This window comes from Chryseobacterium sp. AC417, assembly GCF_979258215.1.
Genome location: NZ_OZ409845.1, coordinates 343,922 through 363,895, shown reverse-complemented (window position 1 = coordinate 363,895; position 19,974 = coordinate 343,922). Strand labels below are relative to the sequence as shown.

At 34.2% G+C, this 19,974-nt stretch carries 20 protein-coding genes and 1 tRNA gene; 16 read left to right on the top strand and 5 right to left on the bottom strand.

The window, feature by feature from the left end; translation table 11 throughout:
• Nucleotides 1-47 precede the first annotated feature (47 nt).
• From ACZZ9T_RS01765 to ACZZ9T_RS01720, 10 genes are all read left to right on the top strand, one after another.
• On the top strand, nucleotides 48-3,059 hold the full coding sequence (locus ACZZ9T_RS01765) for a leucine--tRNA ligase (RefSeq protein ID WP_463440669.1): 3,012 nt from the start codon (nucleotides 48-50) through the stop codon (nucleotides 3,057-3,059).
• 239 nt (nucleotides 3,060-3,298) lie between these two features.
• Complete coding sequence (locus ACZZ9T_RS01760) at nucleotides 3,299-4,162, top strand: MotA/TolQ/ExbB proton channel family protein (protein ID WP_463429703.1); 864 nt, start codon at nucleotides 3,299-3,301, stop codon at nucleotides 4,160-4,162.
• Between the two features lie 60 nt (nucleotides 4,163-4,222).
• Nucleotides 4,223-4,831, top strand: a complete 609-nt coding sequence (locus ACZZ9T_RS01755) for an ExbD/TolR family protein (RefSeq protein ID WP_463440668.1) — start codon at nucleotides 4,223-4,225, stop codon at nucleotides 4,829-4,831.
• A 12-nt stretch (nucleotides 4,832-4,843) separates the two neighbouring features.
• Complete coding sequence (locus ACZZ9T_RS01750) at nucleotides 4,844-5,413, top strand: ExbD/TolR family protein (RefSeq protein WP_463440667.1); 570 nt, start codon at nucleotides 4,844-4,846, stop codon at nucleotides 5,411-5,413.
• Between the two features lie 24 nt (nucleotides 5,414-5,437).
• Nucleotides 5,438-6,277: an energy transducer TonB gene (locus tag ACZZ9T_RS01745; protein ID WP_463440666.1), complete on the top strand. Its 840-nt coding sequence runs from the start codon at nucleotides 5,438-5,440 to the stop codon at nucleotides 6,275-6,277.
• A gap of 72 nt (nucleotides 6,278-6,349) precedes the next feature.
• Nucleotides 6,350-6,544 carry a C4-dicarboxylate ABC transporter gene (locus ACZZ9T_RS01740; protein ID WP_463429699.1) on the top strand — a complete coding sequence of 65 codons (195 nt, stop codon included), beginning with the start codon at nucleotides 6,350-6,352 and terminating at the stop codon, nucleotides 6,542-6,544.
• On the top strand, nucleotides 6,534-7,406 hold the full coding sequence (locus ACZZ9T_RS01735; protein WP_463440665.1) for a PstS family phosphate ABC transporter substrate-binding protein: 873 nt from the start codon (nucleotides 6,534-6,536) through the stop codon (nucleotides 7,404-7,406). Before ACZZ9T_RS01740 ends, ACZZ9T_RS01735 begins: the two co-directional genes overlap by 11 nt.
• Nucleotides 7,407-7,494: 88 nt before the next feature.
• Nucleotides 7,495-9,144 carry a tetratricopeptide repeat protein gene (locus tag ACZZ9T_RS01730; RefSeq protein WP_463429697.1) on the top strand — a complete coding sequence of 550 codons (1,650 nt, stop codon included), beginning with the start codon at nucleotides 7,495-7,497 and terminating at the stop codon, nucleotides 9,142-9,144.
• A 157-nt stretch (nucleotides 9,145-9,301) separates the two neighbouring features.
• Complete coding sequence (bshB1, locus tag ACZZ9T_RS01725) at nucleotides 9,302-10,021, top strand: bacillithiol biosynthesis deacetylase BshB1 (RefSeq protein ID WP_463429696.1); 720 nt, start codon at nucleotides 9,302-9,304, stop codon at nucleotides 10,019-10,021.
• 36 nt (nucleotides 10,022-10,057) lie between these two features.
• Nucleotides 10,058-10,134: transfer RNA gene (locus tag ACZZ9T_RS01720), tRNA-His, on the top strand.
• Nucleotides 10,135-10,233: 99 nt separating this feature from the next.
• Here the strand turns inward: ACZZ9T_RS01720 and ACZZ9T_RS01715 are convergent.
• Complete coding sequence (locus ACZZ9T_RS01715) at nucleotides 10,234-10,569, bottom strand: DUF3276 family protein (protein WP_463429695.1); 336 nt, start codon at nucleotides 10,567-10,569, stop codon at nucleotides 10,234-10,236.
• Nucleotides 10,570-10,670: 101 nt separating this feature from the next.
• A complete protein-coding gene (locus ACZZ9T_RS01710; protein ID WP_463440664.1) occupies nucleotides 10,671-12,332 on the bottom strand; it encodes an ABC transporter ATP-binding protein in 1,662 nt (553 codons plus the stop codon).
• 90 nt (nucleotides 12,333-12,422) lie between these two features.
• Between ACZZ9T_RS01710 and nusB the strand changes: the two genes are divergently transcribed.
• The 6 genes from nusB (at nucleotide 12,423) to ACZZ9T_RS01680 (ending at nucleotide 16,870) form a co-directional block, all read left to right on the top strand.
• On the top strand, nucleotides 12,423-13,328 hold the full coding sequence (nusB, locus tag ACZZ9T_RS01705; RefSeq protein ID WP_463440663.1) for a transcription antitermination factor NusB: 906 nt from the start codon (nucleotides 12,423-12,425) through the stop codon (nucleotides 13,326-13,328).
• Nucleotides 13,329-13,338: 10 nt separating this feature from the next.
• A complete protein-coding gene (locus ACZZ9T_RS01700) occupies nucleotides 13,339-13,872 on the top strand; it encodes a DUF1573 domain-containing protein (protein ID WP_463440662.1) in 534 nt (177 codons plus the stop codon).
• Between the two features lie 6 nt (nucleotides 13,873-13,878).
• The gene (yajC, locus tag ACZZ9T_RS01695) at nucleotides 13,879-14,238 is read left to right on the top strand and encodes a preprotein translocase subunit YajC (protein ID WP_463429691.1); all 360 of its coding nucleotides are present in this window, start codon (nucleotides 13,879-13,881) and stop codon (nucleotides 14,236-14,238) included.
• A gap of 199 nt (nucleotides 14,239-14,437) precedes the next feature.
• The gene (locus tag ACZZ9T_RS01690) at nucleotides 14,438-14,956 is read left to right on the top strand and encodes a hypothetical protein (RefSeq protein ID WP_463440661.1); all 519 of its coding nucleotides are present in this window, start codon (nucleotides 14,438-14,440) and stop codon (nucleotides 14,954-14,956) included.
• On the top strand, nucleotides 14,943-15,989 hold the full coding sequence (locus tag ACZZ9T_RS01685; RefSeq protein ID WP_463440660.1) for a hypothetical protein: 1,047 nt from the start codon (nucleotides 14,943-14,945) through the stop codon (nucleotides 15,987-15,989). The genes ACZZ9T_RS01690 and ACZZ9T_RS01685 overlap by 14 nt, the downstream gene beginning before the upstream one ends.
• A 149-nt stretch (nucleotides 15,990-16,138) precedes the next feature.
• Nucleotides 16,139-16,870, top strand: a complete 732-nt coding sequence (locus tag ACZZ9T_RS01680) for an SDR family NAD(P)-dependent oxidoreductase (protein WP_463440659.1) — start codon at nucleotides 16,139-16,141, stop codon at nucleotides 16,868-16,870.
• Here the strand turns inward: ACZZ9T_RS01680 and ACZZ9T_RS01675 are convergent.
• Genes ACZZ9T_RS01675 through ACZZ9T_RS01665 form a run of 3 tightly spaced genes read right to left on the bottom strand, consistent with a single transcriptional unit; the run spans nucleotide 16,867 to nucleotide 19,973 of the window.
• The gene (locus ACZZ9T_RS01675) at nucleotides 16,867-17,406 is read right to left on the bottom strand and encodes a hypothetical protein (protein ID WP_463440658.1); all 540 of its coding nucleotides are present in this window, start codon (nucleotides 17,404-17,406) and stop codon (nucleotides 16,867-16,869) included. The genes ACZZ9T_RS01680 and ACZZ9T_RS01675 overlap by 4 nt on opposite strands.
• A gap of 30 nt (nucleotides 17,407-17,436) precedes the next feature.
• Entirely contained in the window at nucleotides 17,437-19,332 is a 1,896-nt protein-coding gene (gene ligD / locus ACZZ9T_RS01670) for a DNA ligase D (RefSeq protein WP_463440657.1), read from the bottom strand.
• A gap of 38 nt (nucleotides 19,333-19,370) precedes the next feature.
• Nucleotides 19,371-19,973 carry a DNA polymerase ligase N-terminal domain-containing protein gene (locus ACZZ9T_RS01665; protein WP_463440656.1) on the bottom strand — a complete coding sequence of 201 codons (603 nt, stop codon included), beginning with the start codon at nucleotides 19,971-19,973 and terminating at the stop codon, nucleotides 19,371-19,373.
• Nucleotide 19,974 lies beyond the last annotated feature (1 nt).

Below are 19,974 nucleotides of genomic sequence, written 5' to 3'. Positions count from 1 at the left end.
CTTTTTGTCCGATATCTAAAGTCTAACATCTAACATCCATTATAAAAGTGTTTTACGATCATCAGCAGATAGAAAAAAAGTGGCAGAAATACTGGGAGGACAATCAAACCTATAAAACTTCCAATAACACAGACAAACCAAAATTTTACGTTCTTGATATGTTTCCGTATCCTTCCGGAGCGGGGCTTCACGTAGGTCATCCTCTTGGATACATTGCGTCAGATATTTATGCGAGATATAAAAGACATCAGGGTTTCAATGTTTTGCATCCAGTTGGTTACGATTCTTTCGGGCTTCCGGCAGAACAGTATGCCATACAAACAGGAACGCATCCTGCCATTACAACAGAACAGAATATCACGAGATACGAAGAACAGCTAAGAAAAATTGGTTTTTCTTTTGACTGGAGCAGAGAGGTGAGAACTTCCGACGCTTCTTATTATAAATGGACCCAATGGATTTTTATTCAGCTGTTCCACTCTTGGTATAATAAAAATACCGATAAGGCAGAATCTATCGAAACTTTGGCTAAGCATTTTGAAGAAAAGGGTACAGAAAATTTAAATGCCAATCAAAACGACGAATTAAATTTCACTGCAGAAGAATGGAAAGAAGCTTCGGAAATTGACAGAGAAGATATCTTATTAAATTACCGTTTGGCGTACAGAGCAGAAACGACTGTCAACTGGTGCCCTGCTTTAGGAACAGTTCTGGCAAACGATGAGGTAAAAGACGGAAAATCTGAGAGAGGTGGTTTTCCTGTTTATCAGAAAAAAATGATGCAGTGGAGTATGAGAATTTCTGCATACTCTGAAAGGTTATTGCAAGGTTTAAAAACTCTTGACTGGCCTCAACCTTTGAAAGATTCCCAGGAATACTGGATCGGAAAATCACAGGGAGCGCAGCTGAAATTTTTAGTTGATGATCATGATGAAATAGTTGAGGTTTTCACAACAAGACCTGACACCATTTTCGGAGCAACATTTATGGTATTAGCTCCTGAAAATCCTTTGGTTGAAAATATTACAACTGCAGAACAAAAAGTTGAAGTAGACACGTATATAGAAGAAACTTCAAAGAAAACCGAACGTGATCGAATGTCTGATGTGAAAAACGTTTCAGGAGCTTTCACGGGAAGTTATGCGATCAATCCTTTCAGTAACGAAAAGATGCCGATCTATATTTCAGATTACGTATTGATGGGTTACGGAACGGGAGCTGTAATGGCTGTTCCTGCACACGATGAGCGTGATCACAGATTTGCAAAGAAATTTAATTTAGAAATAAAAAAAGTTGTAGAAACTGACGAAGACGTTCAGGAAAAATCTTTTGATTCTAAAACCAGCGTTTGCGTAAATTCTGATTTCTTAAACGGATTAAACTATGACGAGGCAAAAGCATTGATAATTGATGCTATTGAAAAGAAAGGAATTGGTCACGGAACTACCAATTACAGACAGCGTGATGCTATTTTCTCCAGACAGCGTTATTGGGGAGAGCCGGTTCCTATCTATTATAAAGATGGAATGCCTTACACCTTATCAGGTTCTGCTTTACCGTTGGAACTTCCCGAAGTTGAAAAATATTTACCGACAGAAGACGGAGATCCACCATTAGGAAATGCGAAAACATTTGCCTGGGATGAAGCGAATCAGAAGGTGGTTGATACCGATTTGATTGATGATAAAACGGTATTTCCTTTAGAATTATCTACAATGCCGGGTTGGGCAGGAAGCTCTTGGTATTTTCTGAGATACATGGATCCGAATAACGATGATGTTTTTGCTAATAAAGAATTGTCAGATTATTGGGGACAGGTAGATTTGTATATTGGAGGTAGCGAACACGCAACTGGTCACTTACTGTATTCTCGTTTCTGGAATATGTTTTTGAAAGACAGAGGATATATTACTAAAGATGAGCCTTTCCAGAAATTGATCAATCAGGGGATGATTTTGGGGATGAGTGCTTTTGTTTATGGGGTTTGGATAGAAATTAGTTATCGAAATTCTGCAGAAGAGGATTTTGGTGAAGAAAGAGTTATTGCTGTCGATTGTCCTCGTCCTGTATTCTTGGGACTTCCAAAAAAAGTATATGATAATATTCAATCAGATGAATATGGAGATGTTAATAATCTTATTATAGATAATTGGATTAAAAATAAATATCCTGATTTGAAATTTGTTAATTTTGAAGATAATCTTAAATCAGGATTCGAATTTAGAGCTTCTATTACCAAGCTTCACACTGATGTGTCTTTATTAAAAGGAACTTCTGACGAATTAGATACGGAAGCTTTCAAAACTTGGAGACCAGATTACGCAGACTCAGAATTTATTTTAGAAGATGGAAAATACATTTGCGAGCGAGAAGTAGAAAAAATGTCCAAATCAAAATACAATGTTGTCAACCCAGATGACATCTGTGAAGAATACGGAGCAGACGGTTTAAGATTGTATGAAATGTTTTTAGGTCCGTTAGAGCAATCTAAGCCTTGGAATACGCAAGGATTAAGTGGAGTTTATGGTTTCCTGAAGAAATTCTGGAATCTGTATTTCAACGGTGATAGTTTTGAAGTTTCTGATGAAGAGCCTACAAAAGAGGAATATAAAATTCTGCATACCCTTATCAAGAAGGTGGTTTCAGATATTGAAAATTTTTCTTTCAATACTTCAGTTTCGTCATTTATGATAGCAGTGAACGAGTTACAGAAATTAAAATGCAACAAACGCAATATTTTAGAACCTTTAGCCGTTATAATCTCCCCGTATGCTCCGCATATTTGCGAAGAGGTATGGAATTTGCTAGGTCATAAAGAATCTATAGAGTTTGAAAAATTTCCGATTCTGAATGAAGATTACCTTGTAGAAGACGAAATTAGTTATCCGGTAAGTGTAAATGGTAAGATGAAGTTTAAAATTTCACTTTCTGCTCAACTTTCTGCAAAAGATGTAGAAGCTTTAGTGCTTCAAAATGACAAAATGATAGAGATTTTAGAAGGCAAAACGCCGAAAAAGATTATCGTAGTGCCACATCGTATTGTTAACATAGTAATTTAATTTAAAATTAACATTGGTAATTTCAAAAATTAATGCCCTTAAATTTTTTGATTTTTTAATGTATTCTCAATTAATGATAAAAATCAGTAATAATTTTGAATATAATTACAATATCGGAATCGTATTAATTTTTTCTTATCAAAAAAAGACAAAATGTTTATTTAAGACTATTGCATTTTAAGTTATTTTGCCTTTATTTTACAACTTTAAAATTTTTAAACAATATAATTTAGTTAAATATGGAAATGAATGTTTCAAAAAATGATGAGCAAGTAGTTGCTAAAAAAGCAGGAGGTTTAAACCCGGCTGTAATTATTCCTATTCTATTAGTTATAGGAATTTGTATTTATTTATTCGTTCTTGGTAACCCAGGAAACTTTAAAGATGCAGATAAACTAGGAAGTGGTTCTGTTGCTTTTTCAAGTGTTGAAGGGAAAGACATTCACCCAGAGTCATTCTTAGGAATTATCTACAAAGGAGGGATCATTGTACCAATCTTGATTACTTTCATGATTACGGTAATCGTTTTCTCTTTCGAAAGATATTTCATTCTTAGCAAAGCTGCTGGAAAAGGTAACTTAGATAACTTCGTAGTGAAAGTTAGAAGTTTACTAAACCAAAACAGAGTTGACGAAGCTTTAGAAGAGTGCGACAGACAAGAAGGTTCTGTAGGTAATGTAGTAAAAGAAGGTCTTACCACTTACAAGGCTTTATCTAATGATACTACGTTAAACAAAGAACAGAAAATGGTTGCTTTGAACAAAGCGATCGAGGAGGCTACAACTCTTGAGATGCCAATGCTTGAAAAAAACATGATGATTCTTTCTACTCTAGGTACAGTTGCTACATTAATTGCACTACTTGGAACAGTAATCGGGATGATCAAGGCGTTCTTCGCATTAGGTTCTGGTGGTGGTACTCCAGATGCAGCTGCACTTTCTACAGGTATCTCTGAAGCATTGATCAACACGGCTTTAGGTATTGGTACTTCTGCAATTGCAATTATGCTTTACAATTATTTTACATCTAAAATTGACGGATTGACTTACAAGATCGATGAGATCGCTATGAGCATCCAGCAGTCTTTTGCAGAATTCAACTAAGAATTTGTAGCAAGATATTTGCGTTGTAAAATGAAGTTTAATTAAAAACAAAATAAAATAATGGCGAGAGTCAAACCAAAAAGACATGGGGTAGTTACGGATATGACGGCAATGTGTGACGTTGCATTCCTACTGCTTACATTCTTTATATTGACCACTCAGTTTAAAAAACCTGACGTGGAGCAGATTAAGCCGCCATCTTCAATCTCAGAAAAATTACTTCCTGATGCTAGTCTTATGACGATTAATGCAACTCCGGATGGGAAATTTTATTTCCAACCGGTAGAAAACGGATCAGAAAGGCTGCAACTTTTAGATAAAATGGGGCAGAAGTACGGTGTGACTTTTGATAACAATCAAAAAGTCGCATTTCAGAGAGTTCAGGCAATCGGGGTTCCTATGAACCAGCTGAAAAGCTATTTATCCCTGCCGGAGGATGAGCAGAAAAATTTTAAGAGTCCTACTGGGATTCCAATGGATAGTACTAATAAACAATTAGTTGACTGGGTAGAGCAAAGTTTAAGCGTTAATCCTGATTACAAATTAGCAATCAAAGGTGACGTGACTACTGAATATCCTAAAGTTAAAAGTTTATTTGAGGGTTTAAGAGATATTGATTTTCTTAAATTTTGGTTGATAACGTCACAAGAAGGTAGACCTAATGAATAATATCATTTAGAAATGGCAGAAGTACAAGTACAGGAAAAAGGCGCCAAAGGCGGCAAGGTACGTTCCAAAAAACAGAGTACCAGAGTTGATATGACTCCAATGGTGGATTTGGGTTTTCTATTGATTACGTTCTTTATGTTTACAACGACATTTAGCAAACCAAACGTTATGGATCTTGGTCTTCCGGCCAAACCGAAAGATGACGCAATTAAACCACCCCCAACAGAAATTAAACTTTCAAATTCAATTTCTTTATTATTAGGTAAGGACAATAAGATTTTCTGGCATCAGGAAGATAATTCATCTTTAACTGATCAAAATCTTAACGAAACTACTTTTGATAGAGAAGGAATCAGAAAGATAATCGAGCAAGCAAAAACTAAGGCTGCAGATAAAACTAAATTTACAGTGATTATCAAGCCTACAGACGATGCAGTGTATAAAAACTTTGTAGATATTCTAGACGAAATGGCCATTACAAAAAGCGAACAGTACGGTGTTACCGATCTTAAGCCTTGGGAAAAAGCTATTTATGACAGAAAAGTAGGAAACCCAGCTGGTGCTGCTCCTGCAACAAAGTAGTTTAATTATTAAATTTGAATTACAATGGCAGATGAAAATGCGTATAGTCAGAATCTTTCATTAGACGAGATTGTATTTGAAAATAGAAATAAAAGTTATGGTGCATATGATATCAGAACTCAGTATCCTAGATTGCTGACGAAGTCTTTTATCATTGGTACATCATTATTCTTGTTAGCTGCTTTAAGCCCTTTTATATATCTTACCATCCAAAGAATGAATGAACCACCTCCACAAGAGGTGAATGCAGATCTAGTGGAAATATTGGAAGATGATCCTATTATAGAAGAGGTAAAGCCAGATGAACCACCTCCACCACCTCCACCAAAGGAAGAAGAGAAGATTGAAATTATTCAGAATGTTGTTCCTGAACCGGTGAAGGCTCCAAAAATTGAGACTCCACCGCCACCAATTTCTAAGCAATTAGAAACACAAACTGGATTAACATCTCAGGAAGGTGTAAAAGCTCCGGCTTATACCCCGCCACCACCACCACCATCTACAGGAACTAAAGCTTCTACCGCTGAGGTTAAGCCACAGGTTTCTAATGATGTTTATGAATCTGTAGATCAGGCTGCTGATTTTAGCTCAGGTGGTCTTAATGGTTTTAGGAATAAGTTCATGAACAGTTTTGACTCATCTTCAGTAGAGGCTGAAGGAGCTTTAAGTACTGAGATCACTTTCGTTGTAGAAAGAGATGGTACTTTGAGCCAGGTTAAAGCTTCAGGATCTAATAAAGATTTTAACAGTGAGGCTGAACGAGCTGTTAAAAGTATTAAAACAAAATGGATTCCTGGAAAAGTGAATGGTCAACCAGTTCGATCTAGGTTCCGTTTTCCTGTAAAAATGAATTTTGACGGATAATATATTCTCAAATAATATCTTAAAAAGAGAAGCTTATGCTTCTCTTTTTATTTTTTTTAATACTTTTGTTATATGATGTTCAATTGGTTATCCCTAATTACGGGATTGTTTTATATTGTTTTAGGAATTGTAATTATCGTTTACAAATTCTTTTTTACTATTTTGGAACCCGCTGTAGCCTATCCACTTGGGGTTGTGGTTATTTTATACGGTATATTCAGAATATACAGAGCTGTTTCAAAAATTAAAAATATTGATGATGAATAGTTTCAAATTAATCCTATTAGTTTTATTTTCAGCACTTATAAGTTGCTCAAAAAAAGAAGATAAATCTCCTTCATATCATAAAGGGGATATGACAATTTTGACTGATGAATCATTTAAGAGTGTTACCGAAGCATTGGCTGATGGTTATATGATTAATTATCCTGAAACAAAGATCAAGGTTGTTACCAAAAAAGAAGATTTAGGCTTTTTAGATTTACTCAATAACAAAGCCCGAATCGTGGTGATGTCTAAAGAATTATCTCAAGAAGAAATCAAAGCTTACGAGGAGCAGGTAGATTTAAAATACTTGCCGGCAAAGTTTGCAGCAGATGCAGTTGTTTTTGTAGTTCCGAAAAATTCTGAGAAGACAAGTATCACAATGAAAGAAATTGCTGAAGGAATGCAATCTGAAGAGAAAAATTTTATTTTTGATGGCGCAAACTCAAGTAATTTAAATTTTGTAGCACAAAAATTGAAAAAGCTTCCGAGAGATCTAAAATATTCAATAATTCCAGGAAGCGCAAATGTAATCGAAGAACTTAATAAGTATCCGAATAAAATCGGTGTTGTAGGTCTTAATACTATGAGCAGACCTTATGATAAAAATGCTGAAAAGTTAAGAGATTTAATTAAAATCTTACCTGTAGAATCCAATGGCAAACTATATTCTGCAGATTTTGATGGTATGAGAGAAATGAAATATCCGTTCACCAGAGTTTTGTATTTCTTGGCAAATGAAGGGAATTTCAACATCGCCAATGGTTTTATAAGATATTCTTGTACACAATTAGGTCAAATGATTGTACAGAAAGAAGGATTACAGCCTTATAATATATACAGGCGAGAAGTCCAAATGCGTTAAATAATATTAAATTAATCCCATTCCCAATTTATTCACTTATTTTGGTCTGAAAATTGTGGATTGGTATAGTTCAATTAGAAAATATATAATGAAAGATATAATGATTATGAATGTAAAGAAGATTGCTCTTGGAGCAGCGGTTGTATTTTTTAGCAATTTTACGATTGCACAAACGTTACAAGATGGTATTATCAGCATCGATAGTGATAAATTTGCTCAGGCAAAAAATAACTTCACTCAGATGATCGCTAAAGATCCTAGTGCAGAAAATTATTTCTATTTAGGAAATACATATTTAAGACAAGCAGAACCCGACTTTGCGAAAGCTACAGAAAGCTTCAACAAAGGTCTTACTGCTGATCGTAAGAGTTACTTAAATCAACTTGGGTTAGCTACAGTTAAACTTGGAAAAGGAGATAAAAGTGCTATTGCGGAAATTCAAAAAGTAGTGACTGATTCTAGAGAAAAAGATGCTGAAGTTCTTTTTAGAGCTGCGGAAGCTTTAACTCTATTTGAAAAAAACAACTCTCCAGATTTGGCCATTCAGTTTTTGAATAAGGCAATCGAAAGGGCTGCCAGAAAAGAAGTACCTGCAAACTATTACTATACTTTAGGTGATGCATACAGATTAAAGAAAATTCCTGGTGATGCCATGACTGCTTACGATAAAGCGTTACCATTAGCAAAAAACAAAGCTTCGGTGTATACAAGAATCGGAACACTTTGGATGGCTGCTCAGCAATGGCAACAGGCTAAAACAAGCATTGAAAAGGCGATCTCAACAGACCCGACTTATGCACCTGCATATAAAGCATTAGCGGCATATAATATCAAATACCAGGAAAATGCAAAAGCAACTCAGGATTTGATTAATTATTCAAAATATGCTGATGAAGATCCTTACACACAATTGGAAATTGCAAAATTGTATTTTACAAATGAAGATTATGCGAATTCAAAGGCTATTCTAGATAAGATTTTTGATAAAGTTGAAGATCCAATTAAATTCAAATTAAGATCTTATGTAAATTTTGCAGACGGACAATATGCTGAAGCTAAACAGAATATGGATACTTTCATTTCTAAGGCTGAAAAATCAAGAGTACAGCCTGCTGACCAGGGTTTACAAGGTTTGATCGCAGCTGGTTTGGCTAAAACCGAAACTGATCCTGCCAAAAAGACAGCTTTAACTGCTGAAGCTCAACAAAAAGTTGCTATTGCAAAAGCAGCTAAAGATGAGACAATGAAATGGGATATGGAACTTGTGAAAATTGCAGGAGGAGGTGCTTCTCAATCTGCTGTTGATGCGGGTCCTACAAATCCTCAGATCGAAGCGTTGAAAAAACAAGTTGCTGCAAATGCTCAGGATTCGGATGCATTATATAAATTGGCGACTGCATATCAGGATGTTAAAAACTGGAATGGTGCGATCCTAACGTGGCAAAAAATGAGTACCATCTTACCAGATTGGGCTCCTGCATACTACAGTTTAGGTTATGCTTACCAGCAAGCAACTAATAATGATGCAGCAAAAATAGCTTACGAGAAGTATATTGCTACTGTAAAACCTGCTGAAGTAGAAGCTAACAAGCAGACTTTGGCTTATGCATACTTTGCGGTTGCTTACTTGTCTAAAGATTCTGATGCAGCAAAAGCAAAAGATTATGTTGCTAAGTCTTTACAGTTAGATCCTACTTACCAGGATGCAGTAAAATTAAATACAGAAATCAATAAGTAATTTGATTTTTAAATAATACATTTCAACTTCCCATACTTCATGTTTGGGAAGTTTTTATTTTAAATCTTATCTTTGAAAATATCAAAAATTGAGATATGATAAACAAAGTAAGTTCTATACTTATTTGTCTTAATTTCTTTTAAAATAATTGAATCATATGAAAACAGATATACTTGCATTTGGTGCTCATCCGGATGATGTAGAATTAGGTTGCGGCGGAACAATAGTAAAATTAATTTCTGAAGGAAAAACCTGTGTAATTGTTGATCTTACCAAAGGTGAGCTGGGAACACGTGGTACAGATGAGACAAGAAAAGAAGAAGCAACTGAAGCGGCTAAAATTCTTGGAGTGTCTGCAAGAGAAAATTTAGGTATGAAAGATGGTTTCCTAGTAAACTCTGAAGAATACCAATTAGAAATTGTAAAAATGATACGCAAATACCGTCCGGAAATTGTTTTAGCAAATGCAATTGATGACAGACATCCCGATCATGCTAAAGCTGCGAAATTAGTGTCTGATGCCTGCTTCTTATCAGGTTTAAGAAAAATCGAAACAATCGTTAACAATGAAAGCCAAGATGTTTGGAGACCAAAGCAGATTTTCCACTACATTCAGTGGAAAGATATTAAGCCGGAATTCGTCATTGATATATCAGAACATCTTGAAAAGAAATTGGAAGCCTGTATGGCATTTAAAACCCAATTTTATGACCCTACATCTAAAGAACCTGTGACTCCAATTGCAACCAAAGACTTTTATGAAAGCCTTACTTACAGAGCTCAGGATCTCGGCAGATTATCTGGTGTTGCCTTTGCAGAAGGCTTTACCACAGAAAAATTACTGGCTTTGAAAAATTTTGAAGGAATTGTTTTGTAAGTAAAATAAAATTTCTATATTTGCACCCACGAAACGGTGATTGTAGCTCAGTTGGTTAGAGCGCCGGATTGTGGTTCCGGAGGTCGGGGGTTCGAGACCCCTCATTCACCCCATATAGAACACATTTTCTTTTGAAAATGTGTTTTTTTTATGCAAAAAAAGCATCTTAAAAGATGCTTGTAATTTTTTATATAATTGGTTGAGCTTGTAGATTAAACTTCCTCGTCAGATTCAATAGTGTAGGTTCTGCCTTTGAAATCTTTATCATGTTTTTCCGATATCACATCTTCGCCTTTTTCATTAATGATAAAATCTGTAGATTCATTAAACATCTCCTGAAAACTTTTAAAATCTTCTTTGTAGAGATAAATTTTATGTTTCTCGAATGTAGCCTCTCCATTCTCCCCGAAATTCTTTTTGCTTTCGGTAATTGTAAGATAATAATCTCCTGCTTTAGTCTCGCGCACATCAAAGAAATACGTTCTTCTTCCTGCTTTTAACACCTTCGTGAAAATTTCATTCTCATGGCGTTCCTTGTAATCACTCATTATTCGATATTTTTTTTAATCTTGTTAAGAACAAATATAAAATATTTCTTTTAATCACAAAATTTTTTTTATGATTTATTTAACAATTCCAAAAGAATCTGCTAAGCAGTTACAGAATTGGTAATTTCGGTAAGATTAATAATTTTATCTGCCCTTTGAGCGCTCGACTCTCTGTGAGTAATAATGATTGAAGTAGAATTTTGGATTTTTTTGTCGATGTTTTCTAAGATATTCTGTTCCGTTTCGGTATCTAATGCCGAAAGCGAATCATCAAAAATTATGATTTTAGGATTTTTAATTAAAGCTCTGGCGATGCAAATCCTTTGTTTCTGACCTCCAGAAAGCATTACCCCGCGTTCTCCAACCATTGTTTTGTAACCTTCCTTAAAATCCACAATGTTTTTATGAACATCAGCAATTTTAGAATATTCAACTACTTTTTCATGAGTAGGGTTGTCGATTGAAAAACCAATATTATGCTCAATAGAATCAGAAAATAAATAACTTTCCTGCGGAATATAACCTATAAAATCTCTATAATTATGAAGATTATGATCTTTAAGATTTTTACCGTCAATCAAAATTTCACCTTCTGTCGGATCGATTAAACGGCAGAGAAGCAGTGCAACTGTTGATTTTCCACTTCCTGTTTTCCCCATAATCGCTAATGACTGTCCTGCATCAATGGTAAAACTCAAATTATCCAAAGCTTTAATACCTGTATTTGGGTAAACATAGGACACATTTTTAAACTCTATCTTTCCTTGTATTGGATATTTTTCAAAGTTTTTATTAATGACTTCAGATTTTTTATCTAAAAATTCATTGATTCTCTGCATAGAAGCTTCCGCCCGCTGATTGATGGATGTTACCCAACCCACCATAGAAAATGGCCAGATCAGGATATTGATATACATGAAAAAATCGGCAATTTTTCCTACACTCAGTTCTCCTGCAATATATTTTTGTCCGCCGATTAAAATAATAGCAACATTTAACAGACCAATTACAAATAAAATTATTGTAAAGAAGTAGGCTTCTGTTTTTGCTAAATCTAAAGCTTTGTCCTGATAATCAGTTACTTTTTCGCTGTAATTTTTTTTAATATAATTTTCTTTTGCGAAAAATTTCACAACACGAATTCCTGAAAAGCTGTCTTGTACAAAAGTAGATATACCAGACTGGCTCTTCTGCATGATCTTCGATTTTTTATTGATAATCGAGCTTACTTTAAAAATAATATACGAAAGAACAGGAAGAGGAAGTAAAGTCCAGACGGTCATCGACACATCCGTTTTTAACATATAAATACAAGTAATTATCAATAAAATGATCAGGTTTACAACATACATTACTCCTGGTCCCAAATACATTCTTACTGCCACAACGTCTTCGCTCAGACGATTCATTAGATCTCCGGTTGTGGTGGTTTTGTAATCAGTTAAAGATAAATCCTGATAATGTCTGTAGATTTTATTTTTCAGCTCGTATTCTATTCTTCTTGATGCAACGATAATCGTCTGTCTCATCATGAAAGTAAAAAGACCCGTCAAAAGTGAACATCCGACGATGATGGCAACGTAAATCAAAACCTGCTTGTTAAAACCTAGATTTCCCTGATGGGTCAGTTCATCTACGGATTTTCCTACAAACTGTACTTTATAAATATTAAAAAAGTTGCTTGCGATGATGAATAATAACCCCCAAAACAATAGTATTTTGTGCTTCCAAAAATAAGGGTTCAGAGTTTTCAGTGCTTTCATAAAGTTTTGCAAAATTACAAAAATTGATAGAGACTAAGAATTTCATAAACTTTAAATTTCATATCTTTGCACCCATAAAAAGCTCTTTGAATGTTAGGAAGAAGACAAATCCGTGAGAAAGTAGTAGAAAATGTATATTCATACTACCAAAATCCAATAAAGTTTGATGTTTTAGAGAAAAACATGTTCTCTAGTATAGAGAAAATCTATAATCTGTATGTGCTTGAACTCAATTTTTTAGTTGCCCTAAAAAATCTTGCAGAAAATCAAATGGAAATCGGTAAGAATAAATATATAAAAACGGATTCTGATATTAATCCCAATCAAAAATTTATCAACAATCAGGTTTTGATAAAGCTGGAAGAAAATCCCGAAAGACTCTACTTTTCCGGTCAGCACAAAGAATTGAAATGGGATTTGCATGATGATTTTTTGGTGAGAACTTTTCAAAGAATGACTTCAGGAAAGCGTTATCAGGATTTCATGAAAGAAGAAGAATATTCTTTTGAAGAAGACCAGAAGTTTATAGGCAAATTATTTTTAAGATATGTTGCTGAAAATGAAGATTTTCATGATTATGTAGGAGATAGAGAACTTTCCTGGTCTGATGACATTCATATTGCCAATTCAATGGTACAGAAAACGATTGGTTTTATCAAAGAAAACGAAGACAGCCATACATTAATCAAAATGATTAAAGATGAAGAAGATAAAAACTTCGCCGGAAAATTATTGAGAGATACGCTAAACAATTGGGAAGGTAATGAGAAAAAACTTTCTGAGAGATTAGAAAACTGGGATCTGGATAGAGTAGGATTGATGGATAAAGTAATTTTAACAATTGCAATCGCTGAGCTTGATAATTTCCCGCTTACTCCTTCAAGAGTTATCATTAACGAATATATTGAGATCGCTAAAGTATTTGCAACAGACCGTTCAAATATATTCATCAACGGAATTTTAGATAAATATTGTAAAGATTTAAACAGAATATAAAAAATTAAAAATGAAAAAGACGCTATCAATTATCGCTTTATCAGTAATAGGATTTGGGTTGGTTTCTTGTAAAAAAGAAGAAAACAAAGAAGTGCAGAATGCTGAAACGCTTAGTACTGATTCTACATCTCAAATGGCACCCGCAGCAGATTCTGCAATGAACAGCACTCCAGCAAATACAACTGCTGTAACAGGAGCTCCAGCTGATGCGCCGGTATCTAATCAACCATTAACGACTGTTGCTCTGTCTCAAAGCAATTATGATTTTGGAAACATCAAAAAAGGAGACAAAGTAAGCCACGTATACGAAATTACCAATACCGGGAAAAATCCTCTGATTATTTCTGAAGTAAAACCTGGATGTGGATGTACCGCGCCGGAATTCACAAAAGAACCGATTTTACCGGGTAAAACAGGAAAAATCACTTTAAGTTTTGATTCAGCAAGTTTTGACGGTGCTGTTCAGAAATATGCAGACGTTTTTGCAAACGTAGAAAAAGCTCCGATCAAGCTAACGTTCAATGCGAACATTCAACCTAAATAATTAAATATGTTAACAGTATTTTTACAGGCAGCACCTGCAGGAGGATCTTCTCCAATGATGCTGATCATGATGGGTGTAATGTTTGTTGGGTTTTATTTCCTGATGATCAGACCTCAGATGAAAAAGCAGAAGCAAGAGAAAAAATTTCAGGAAGAATTGAAAGTAGGAAGCAGAGTCGTTCTTACATCTGGTCTTCACGGAAGAATTTCTCAGATTCAGGAAGATGGAGTTGTTATTGAAACTTTATCCGGAAAATTAAAATTTGAAAAAGCAGCGATTTCAAGAGAGTTTACAGCAGCAAGATTTGGTGATAAAGCTCCAGCAACTGCTGATAAAAAAGAAGTGATCGAGACTGAAAAGAAATAATTTTTTGGTTTTAAATAATATACGTATCGGCGCGGTGACCAAAGGTCACCGCGCCGATTGTTTTCACGCTATTGTTACATTAAGATTTAAAGCATTTGAATTAATTTAAGTTTATTCAAATACAAGCAAGAAATATGGTTGAACTTCTCCGTAAAAAAATATCTTTACAAAATCAATTTAAAAACAAACTAACAAGACCATGAAAAAAAATCTATTCTGCTTTACTTTGATCTTATTAAGCCTTTTTTCTTTTGCCCAGAAAATTCCGTTTGAGATTAAAAAAAGTGCTCTGTTTAAAGACGAATATAAAAATTCAACAATCGTACTTGCAGAAGATGACGGAAAAGGCGGAGTTGTTATTGTAAGATCTTATTACGGGGGTACTTTTTCCACAGGATTCGGATATTATTTTGAGCATTATGACTCTGATTTAAAGCTTATTAAAGAATTTGAATATGAAATTAAATATTCAAAAGCAGTAAGACAAAGTTCGGTTTTGGGAATCATCATGGATGGCGAAAAAGTTCACATTATCGACTTTATATACGAAAAAGATCAGAAGGCATACATTTGCTCTTCAATTTCATCCAGTATTAATGATTTTAATTTCAAAAAAACTCAATTGTTCCGTGTGGATAGTGACGAAATAAGACAATTTGCATTTCTTGGCTTCGGAGTTTTTGATCGTGATTCCGGTGCCAAGAATGATTGTAAATGAAGATCGTACGGCTTTTGCAGTGACGGTGGATATTAAAGACAGAAATTTAGAAACACACAAAATGTTTGTTTTTGATCAATCGCTAAAGAAGAATTTAGATTATACCTTTAAAAGAGACATCAAAGACAGGAAATTCGTTTATGAAAACATAGATGTTTCGCGAGACGGAAAAACTATTTATGTCTTAGGAAAAGTATATACCGAGGAACAGCAAAAGAAAAAAGAAGGTGGTAAATATCAGTACGAGCTCACAAGTATATCGGGAGAAAATGTAAAAACGCAGGTTTTTGACTCTGAAGAACATTTTGCAGCTTCATTAAAAACTATTGTTTTGGATGACCGTTTGGTTTGTCTCGGATTTTATTCAGACAGAAAAGATAGGAGATTTAAAGGAATTTGCTATTATGAACTGAACCCGATGACTTTGGAAATTAAAAAGGTGAAATACAATCCGTTTACCGAGCAATTTATTGTAGATAAATATGGAAAAGACAAAGATAAAGAACTTAAGAATTTATCTTTCAGAAAAATAATTACAACTTCCAACGGAGATATTATTTTTAATGCAGAAGAATTTTATTTAACGGTCTCCACTTTTACAGGACCTTATGGCGGCGGATCTTCTCAGACAATTTATCATTATGACGATATCGTAAGTGCGAGAATAAATAAAAATGGCGAGATTGTTTGGGCTAGAAACATTAATAAAAGACAGAAAACCGACAATGACGAATCTTATATTTCTTACACTTCAACTGCATTGGCGAATGATGCTTACTTTTTTATCAATACAGGCGAGAAAGTAAGGAAACTCAGCAATGACAGAATACAGTTTGGGCAGACAAATACCAGAAGATCTAACCTCAATGTTATCAAGATTAATGAAAACGGAGATTTTGATTATCAGGAAATATTGGATGATGAAGATAATGAAGTTCCTTTTATGGTTTCAAATGGTGCAATTGCAGGAAATTCTACCTTCTTCATCGGGAGAAAAGGGACGAAAAAACAACTTTTAAAAATTTCTTTATAATTAAAGTCGCTCCTATTAGTTAAGGTTTTCAGACATAAATTAAAAGAGGCTGGTAAAATATTCGTACTTATCTGTGAAAAAAATGTGAATTTTGTGCTTAATCATTTCCGAGATTTGCTAAACTTATCTTTAAAAAATATCTTTGCCCGATGAATCAAAACACAAATAAAACAGTTCTTATTCTCGGAGCCAATTCCGATGTTGCCAAACAGTGTATTTTACAATATATCGAAAGAGGTTTTGAGGTTATTGCAGCTTCCAGAAATACGGATGCTCTGAATGAATTTACCATTAAAAACAATTTAGTTTCGCTGATTACAGTTTTGCGTTTTGATGCAGCAGATTTTGATTCACATCAAAGATTTTATAATGAACTTCCTACAAAACCTCATATTGTTGTTTACGCTGCCGGATTTTTAGTTGAAAATTCAGATGCGCTAAATGATTTTAATGCTACTCAACAAATGATGACCGTCAACTATATGGGAGCAGTTTCTGTTCTGAATATTATTGCTACGGACGAAAACAATAAAAATTTAGAAAGAATTGTCGGATTGTCTTCGCTTTCAGGTGTTCGAGGAAGAAAAAGCAATTTTGTGTATGGCAGTACAAAAGCTGCTTTTACTACCTATTTGGCTGGTTTAAGACAGGAGCTGGCTCAAAGAAATATTAAAGTCAACGTTTTAATTAGTGGCTATATCAATACAAAAATAAATACAGGTTTAGAATTGAATAAAAATCTTCTGATGGAACCTGATTATGTTGCAAAGCACATCGTCAATGCCGGAAATTCTTTCACCATAGTTCCCAATTTTAAATGGAAACTGATTTATTTAATTTTGAAAATTTTACCTGAGAATTTGGTGGCGAAGTTGCCTTAAGACTTTGGTTTAGAATGTTTTTGTAGAAATTTATAAATTATTTCAAATTCATCGCTTTTTACTTCATTTTTGTTAATAATGAAATGTAAGTTTGATATAGGATTAATTAGTAGATAATTATCTTGTAATAAAAATGATGTTTTTCCCCAAACTGAGCTAATTGTGTTAAAAGGATTTTTAAATTCAATTTCTTTATCATTCATCCCTATATAAGAAATTTGATCTGTTTCTTTGTACTCAGCAATGATACTTTCAACTTCATTTTTAAATTTCTTCTTTGAAGCAAAATACTGGTAGATTAAAATAAAGCAATATCCACTAAGAAAAATTCCCATATATTTTATAATGTAATAGAGTAAATTTGTATCAAAGTTTTCTATCGGATAGAAGCCTAAGAATAAAAATACCACAGTAAATACTATAATTTTAATCCAGGACTTAAAAGCCTTTTTCCATACATATTTGAAATAAAAATTTTGATTATCTCTTTCAATGTTTTCGTTAAATTTTAGGTTAATTATAATGTCTTCCGTCATGATTATTATTTAAATCACTAAAAATACAATTTATTCACTATCCTGCAACAATTCCAGCGCCTTCATCATATCAATTCCTTTTCCTAAAACAGGTTTAAACAAATCTCCCTTTTCTTTAATTCTTTCCAGAGCATTATGAATGTTGTAATAGGTCGGTTTCAAACCTTTTTTTACTTCATCCCATTCTAAAGGCATTGAGACAGAAGCTCCTTCTTTTGGTCTTATACTGTAAACACTTGCCAAAGTTTGTCCGGTTCTGTTTTGAAGATAATCCAGGTAGATTTTCTTATCATCTCTTTTCTGTAAACTTCTTTCTAGAGTGGTGATTTTCGGCAGTTTTTCATTGACTTGTTTCATGAGAATATAGGCAAAATCTTTCACCTGATCAAAATCGTATTTTCCGCCCATCGGAATGTAAACGTGAATTCCCGTACTTCCTGAAGTCTTGCAATACCCATTAATCTTGATGGAATTTAAAACCTCATTCACTTGTAAAGCCGTTTCAATCACATCATCAAAACTATTTTTCTTTGAGGGGTCAAGATCTAAAACCATAAAATCAGGATGGTCCAAATCGGGAAGTGAGCTGTTCCAGGGATTAAGATCGATGCAGCCCAAATTATTCAGATATGCTAAAGTTGCTTTGTCATTACAGTAAATATAATCAATGTACTTATCATTAGATTCTGAGTAAACCTCTGTCGTTTTTATCCATTCAGGAATGTTGTCACTCGCATCTTTTTGATAAAAGCCCTGATGATCTATTCCGTTCGGAAAACGATTGAGAGATAACGGACGATTTTTCAAGTGAGGCAAAATATAATCTGCGACAGATTGATAATAATCTATAATTTCCCCTTTTGTAACGTCATCTTTCGGAAAATAAATTTTGTTCTGATTGGTAAGTTTTACCTTATGTCGGTTCAATGTAATTTCTGTATCATTTTCAGAGATTTCATTTTTTTTGGGTAGATTCTTAGCTTTCATTTCTTTAGGTTTTACGTTTACTTCTTCAGGGTTTTTGTCTTCGCGTATTGCAACAAAAACGGGATGACGGAAAATACCGTCTTTGGTAATTTCAGAGTATTTTATTTCGCATACTAATTCCGGTTTTATCCAGGTTACCGGCATATTTGTTTTAGGTATCTCTTCAAAGGGAGAGTTTTCCGTCACTAACTTTAGAAGTCTTTGATGAAGCGAGTGTAAAGATTCGTTGTTAAATCCTGTTCCTGTGTGTCCGGAATAAGTGAGTTTTTCATCAATGTATTTTCCTAAAATCAGTGCTCCAAAACCTTCCCGCGAGCCTCGTGGCTCTGTGAATCCACAAATGATAACTTCTTCTGTGTTGGTGAATTTTATTTTAAGCCAATCTGTACTTCTGCTGTTTTCAATATATTGGCTGTCAGCTTTTTTGGCGATCATTCCTTCGAGTTGCATTTCCTTCATCTGATCAAAAAAATCAATACCTTTTTCCGAAATATGGTCACAGTATTTAATGACATCAGTTTCTACTAAAGCGTCTTTCAGAAGTTCTTTTCTTTGTAAAAGCGGAAGTTCTTCAGTAGAATGACCATTGAGCCAAAGCAGGTCGAAAACCTGATACACTAAAGCGAGATCAGGATTATCTCCGATTTGTTGAAGCATCTGAAAACTTGGTTTTCCATTTTCATCAAAGGCCACAATTTCACCATCCAAAATCATCCTGTGTTTTTGAGCACTAAAATCTTCAGTGATGGAATCGAATTTTGAAAGAAATGAGATTCCGTTTCTGGAGTAAAATTGAGGTTGTTTTTTGCTTAAATCGGCAACGGCACGGTAACCGTCCCATTTAATTTCGAAAATCCAATCTTCATGGTCAAATGGTTTTTCAGAAAGTTTTGCGAGCATTGGTCTGACAAAATGCTCCAGTTTTTTCTCATCACCCAAAGAATTGTAACGTTTAAAATTTGATTTTGTGTCAGATGTTACGACTTCTTTTTGCTGCTTTTTAGGCTTTTTTTTTCCTCCAGAAATTTTGAAACTAAAGATTTAGAGGAAACATTTTCTTCTGCATCATAATTTTCTTCTGCAAATTTATCTTTGTGCTTAATAAGCAACCAAGCATTATTTTCAGTATTTTTCATTTTTACTAAAGCAAATTCACCTTTCAGTTTTTTACCGTGTAAAATAAATTTTAGCGAACCATCTTTAAGTTCTTTCAGCAGTTCTTTTTCATCAGAAAGTTTGCTTGTATCATCCAGTGGTTCATACGTTCCGCTGTCCCAGATTTCAACTTGTCCGGCTCCGTAGTTTCCTTCAGGAATATTTCCTTCAAAATCTTTATAATCATAAGGATGATCTTCTACCATCATTGCAAGGCGTTTGTCATCAGGATTTAAAGACGGTCCTTTAGGAACTGCCCAACTTTTTAAAACACCTTCCATTTCCAATCTGAAATCATAGTGCAATCTTGATGCAGCATGTCTCTGTATTACAAAAATGAGTTTGTCGTCACTCTTTTTTGTTTTTCCTTTAGGTTCCGTAGTTTCGTCGAACCTCCGTTTGTCGTTATAATCTTTTAGTGCCATA

Coding starts and splice junctions, on each gene's coding strand:
- ACZZ9T_RS01760 (WP_463429703.1), top strand. CDS start 3,299: ATGGAAATGAATGTTTCAAAAAATGATGAGCAAGTAGTTGCTAAAAAA.
- ACZZ9T_RS01755 (WP_463440668.1), top strand. CDS start 4,223: ATGGCGAGAGTCAAACCAAAAAGACATGGGGTAGTTACGGATATGACG.
- ACZZ9T_RS01750 (WP_463440667.1), top strand. CDS start 4,844: ATGGCAGAAGTACAAGTACAGGAAAAAGGCGCCAAAGGCGGCAAGGTA.
- ACZZ9T_RS01745 (WP_463440666.1), top strand. CDS start 5,438: ATGGCAGATGAAAATGCGTATAGTCAGAATCTTTCATTAGACGAGATT.
- ACZZ9T_RS01740 (WP_463429699.1), top strand. CDS start 6,350: ATGATGTTCAATTGGTTATCCCTAATTACGGGATTGTTTTATATTGTT.
- ACZZ9T_RS01735 (WP_463440665.1), top strand. CDS start 6,534: ATGATGAATAGTTTCAAATTAATCCTATTAGTTTTATTTTCAGCACTT.
- ACZZ9T_RS01730 (WP_463429697.1), top strand. CDS start 7,495: ATGAAAGATATAATGATTATGAATGTAAAGAAGATTGCTCTTGGAGCA.
- bshB1 (WP_463429696.1), top strand. CDS start 9,302: ATGAAAACAGATATACTTGCATTTGGTGCTCATCCGGATGATGTAGAA.
- ACZZ9T_RS01715 (WP_463429695.1), bottom strand. CDS start 10,569: ATGAGTGATTACAAGGAACGCCATGAGAATGAAATTTTCACGAAGGTG.
- ACZZ9T_RS01710 (WP_463440664.1), bottom strand. CDS start 12,332: ATGAAAGCACTGAAAACTCTGAACCCTTATTTTTGGAAGCACAAAATA.
- nusB (WP_463440663.1), top strand. CDS start 12,423: ATGTTAGGAAGAAGACAAATCCGTGAGAAAGTAGTAGAAAATGTATAT.
- ACZZ9T_RS01700 (WP_463440662.1), top strand. CDS start 13,339: ATGAAAAAGACGCTATCAATTATCGCTTTATCAGTAATAGGATTTGGG.
- yajC (WP_463429691.1), top strand. CDS start 13,879: ATGTTAACAGTATTTTTACAGGCAGCACCTGCAGGAGGATCTTCTCCA.
- ACZZ9T_RS01690 (WP_463440661.1), top strand. CDS start 14,438: ATGAAAAAAAATCTATTCTGCTTTACTTTGATCTTATTAAGCCTTTTT.
- ACZZ9T_RS01685 (WP_463440660.1), top strand. CDS start 14,943: ATGATTGTAAATGAAGATCGTACGGCTTTTGCAGTGACGGTGGATATT.
- ACZZ9T_RS01680 (WP_463440659.1), top strand. CDS start 16,139: ATGAATCAAAACACAAATAAAACAGTTCTTATTCTCGGAGCCAATTCC.
- ACZZ9T_RS01675 (WP_463440658.1), bottom strand. CDS start 17,406: ATGACGGAAGACATTATAATTAACCTAAAATTTAACGAAAACATTGAA.
- ACZZ9T_RS01665 (WP_463440656.1), bottom strand. CDS start 19,973: ATGGCACTAAAAGATTATAACGACAAACGGAGGTTCGACGAAACTACG.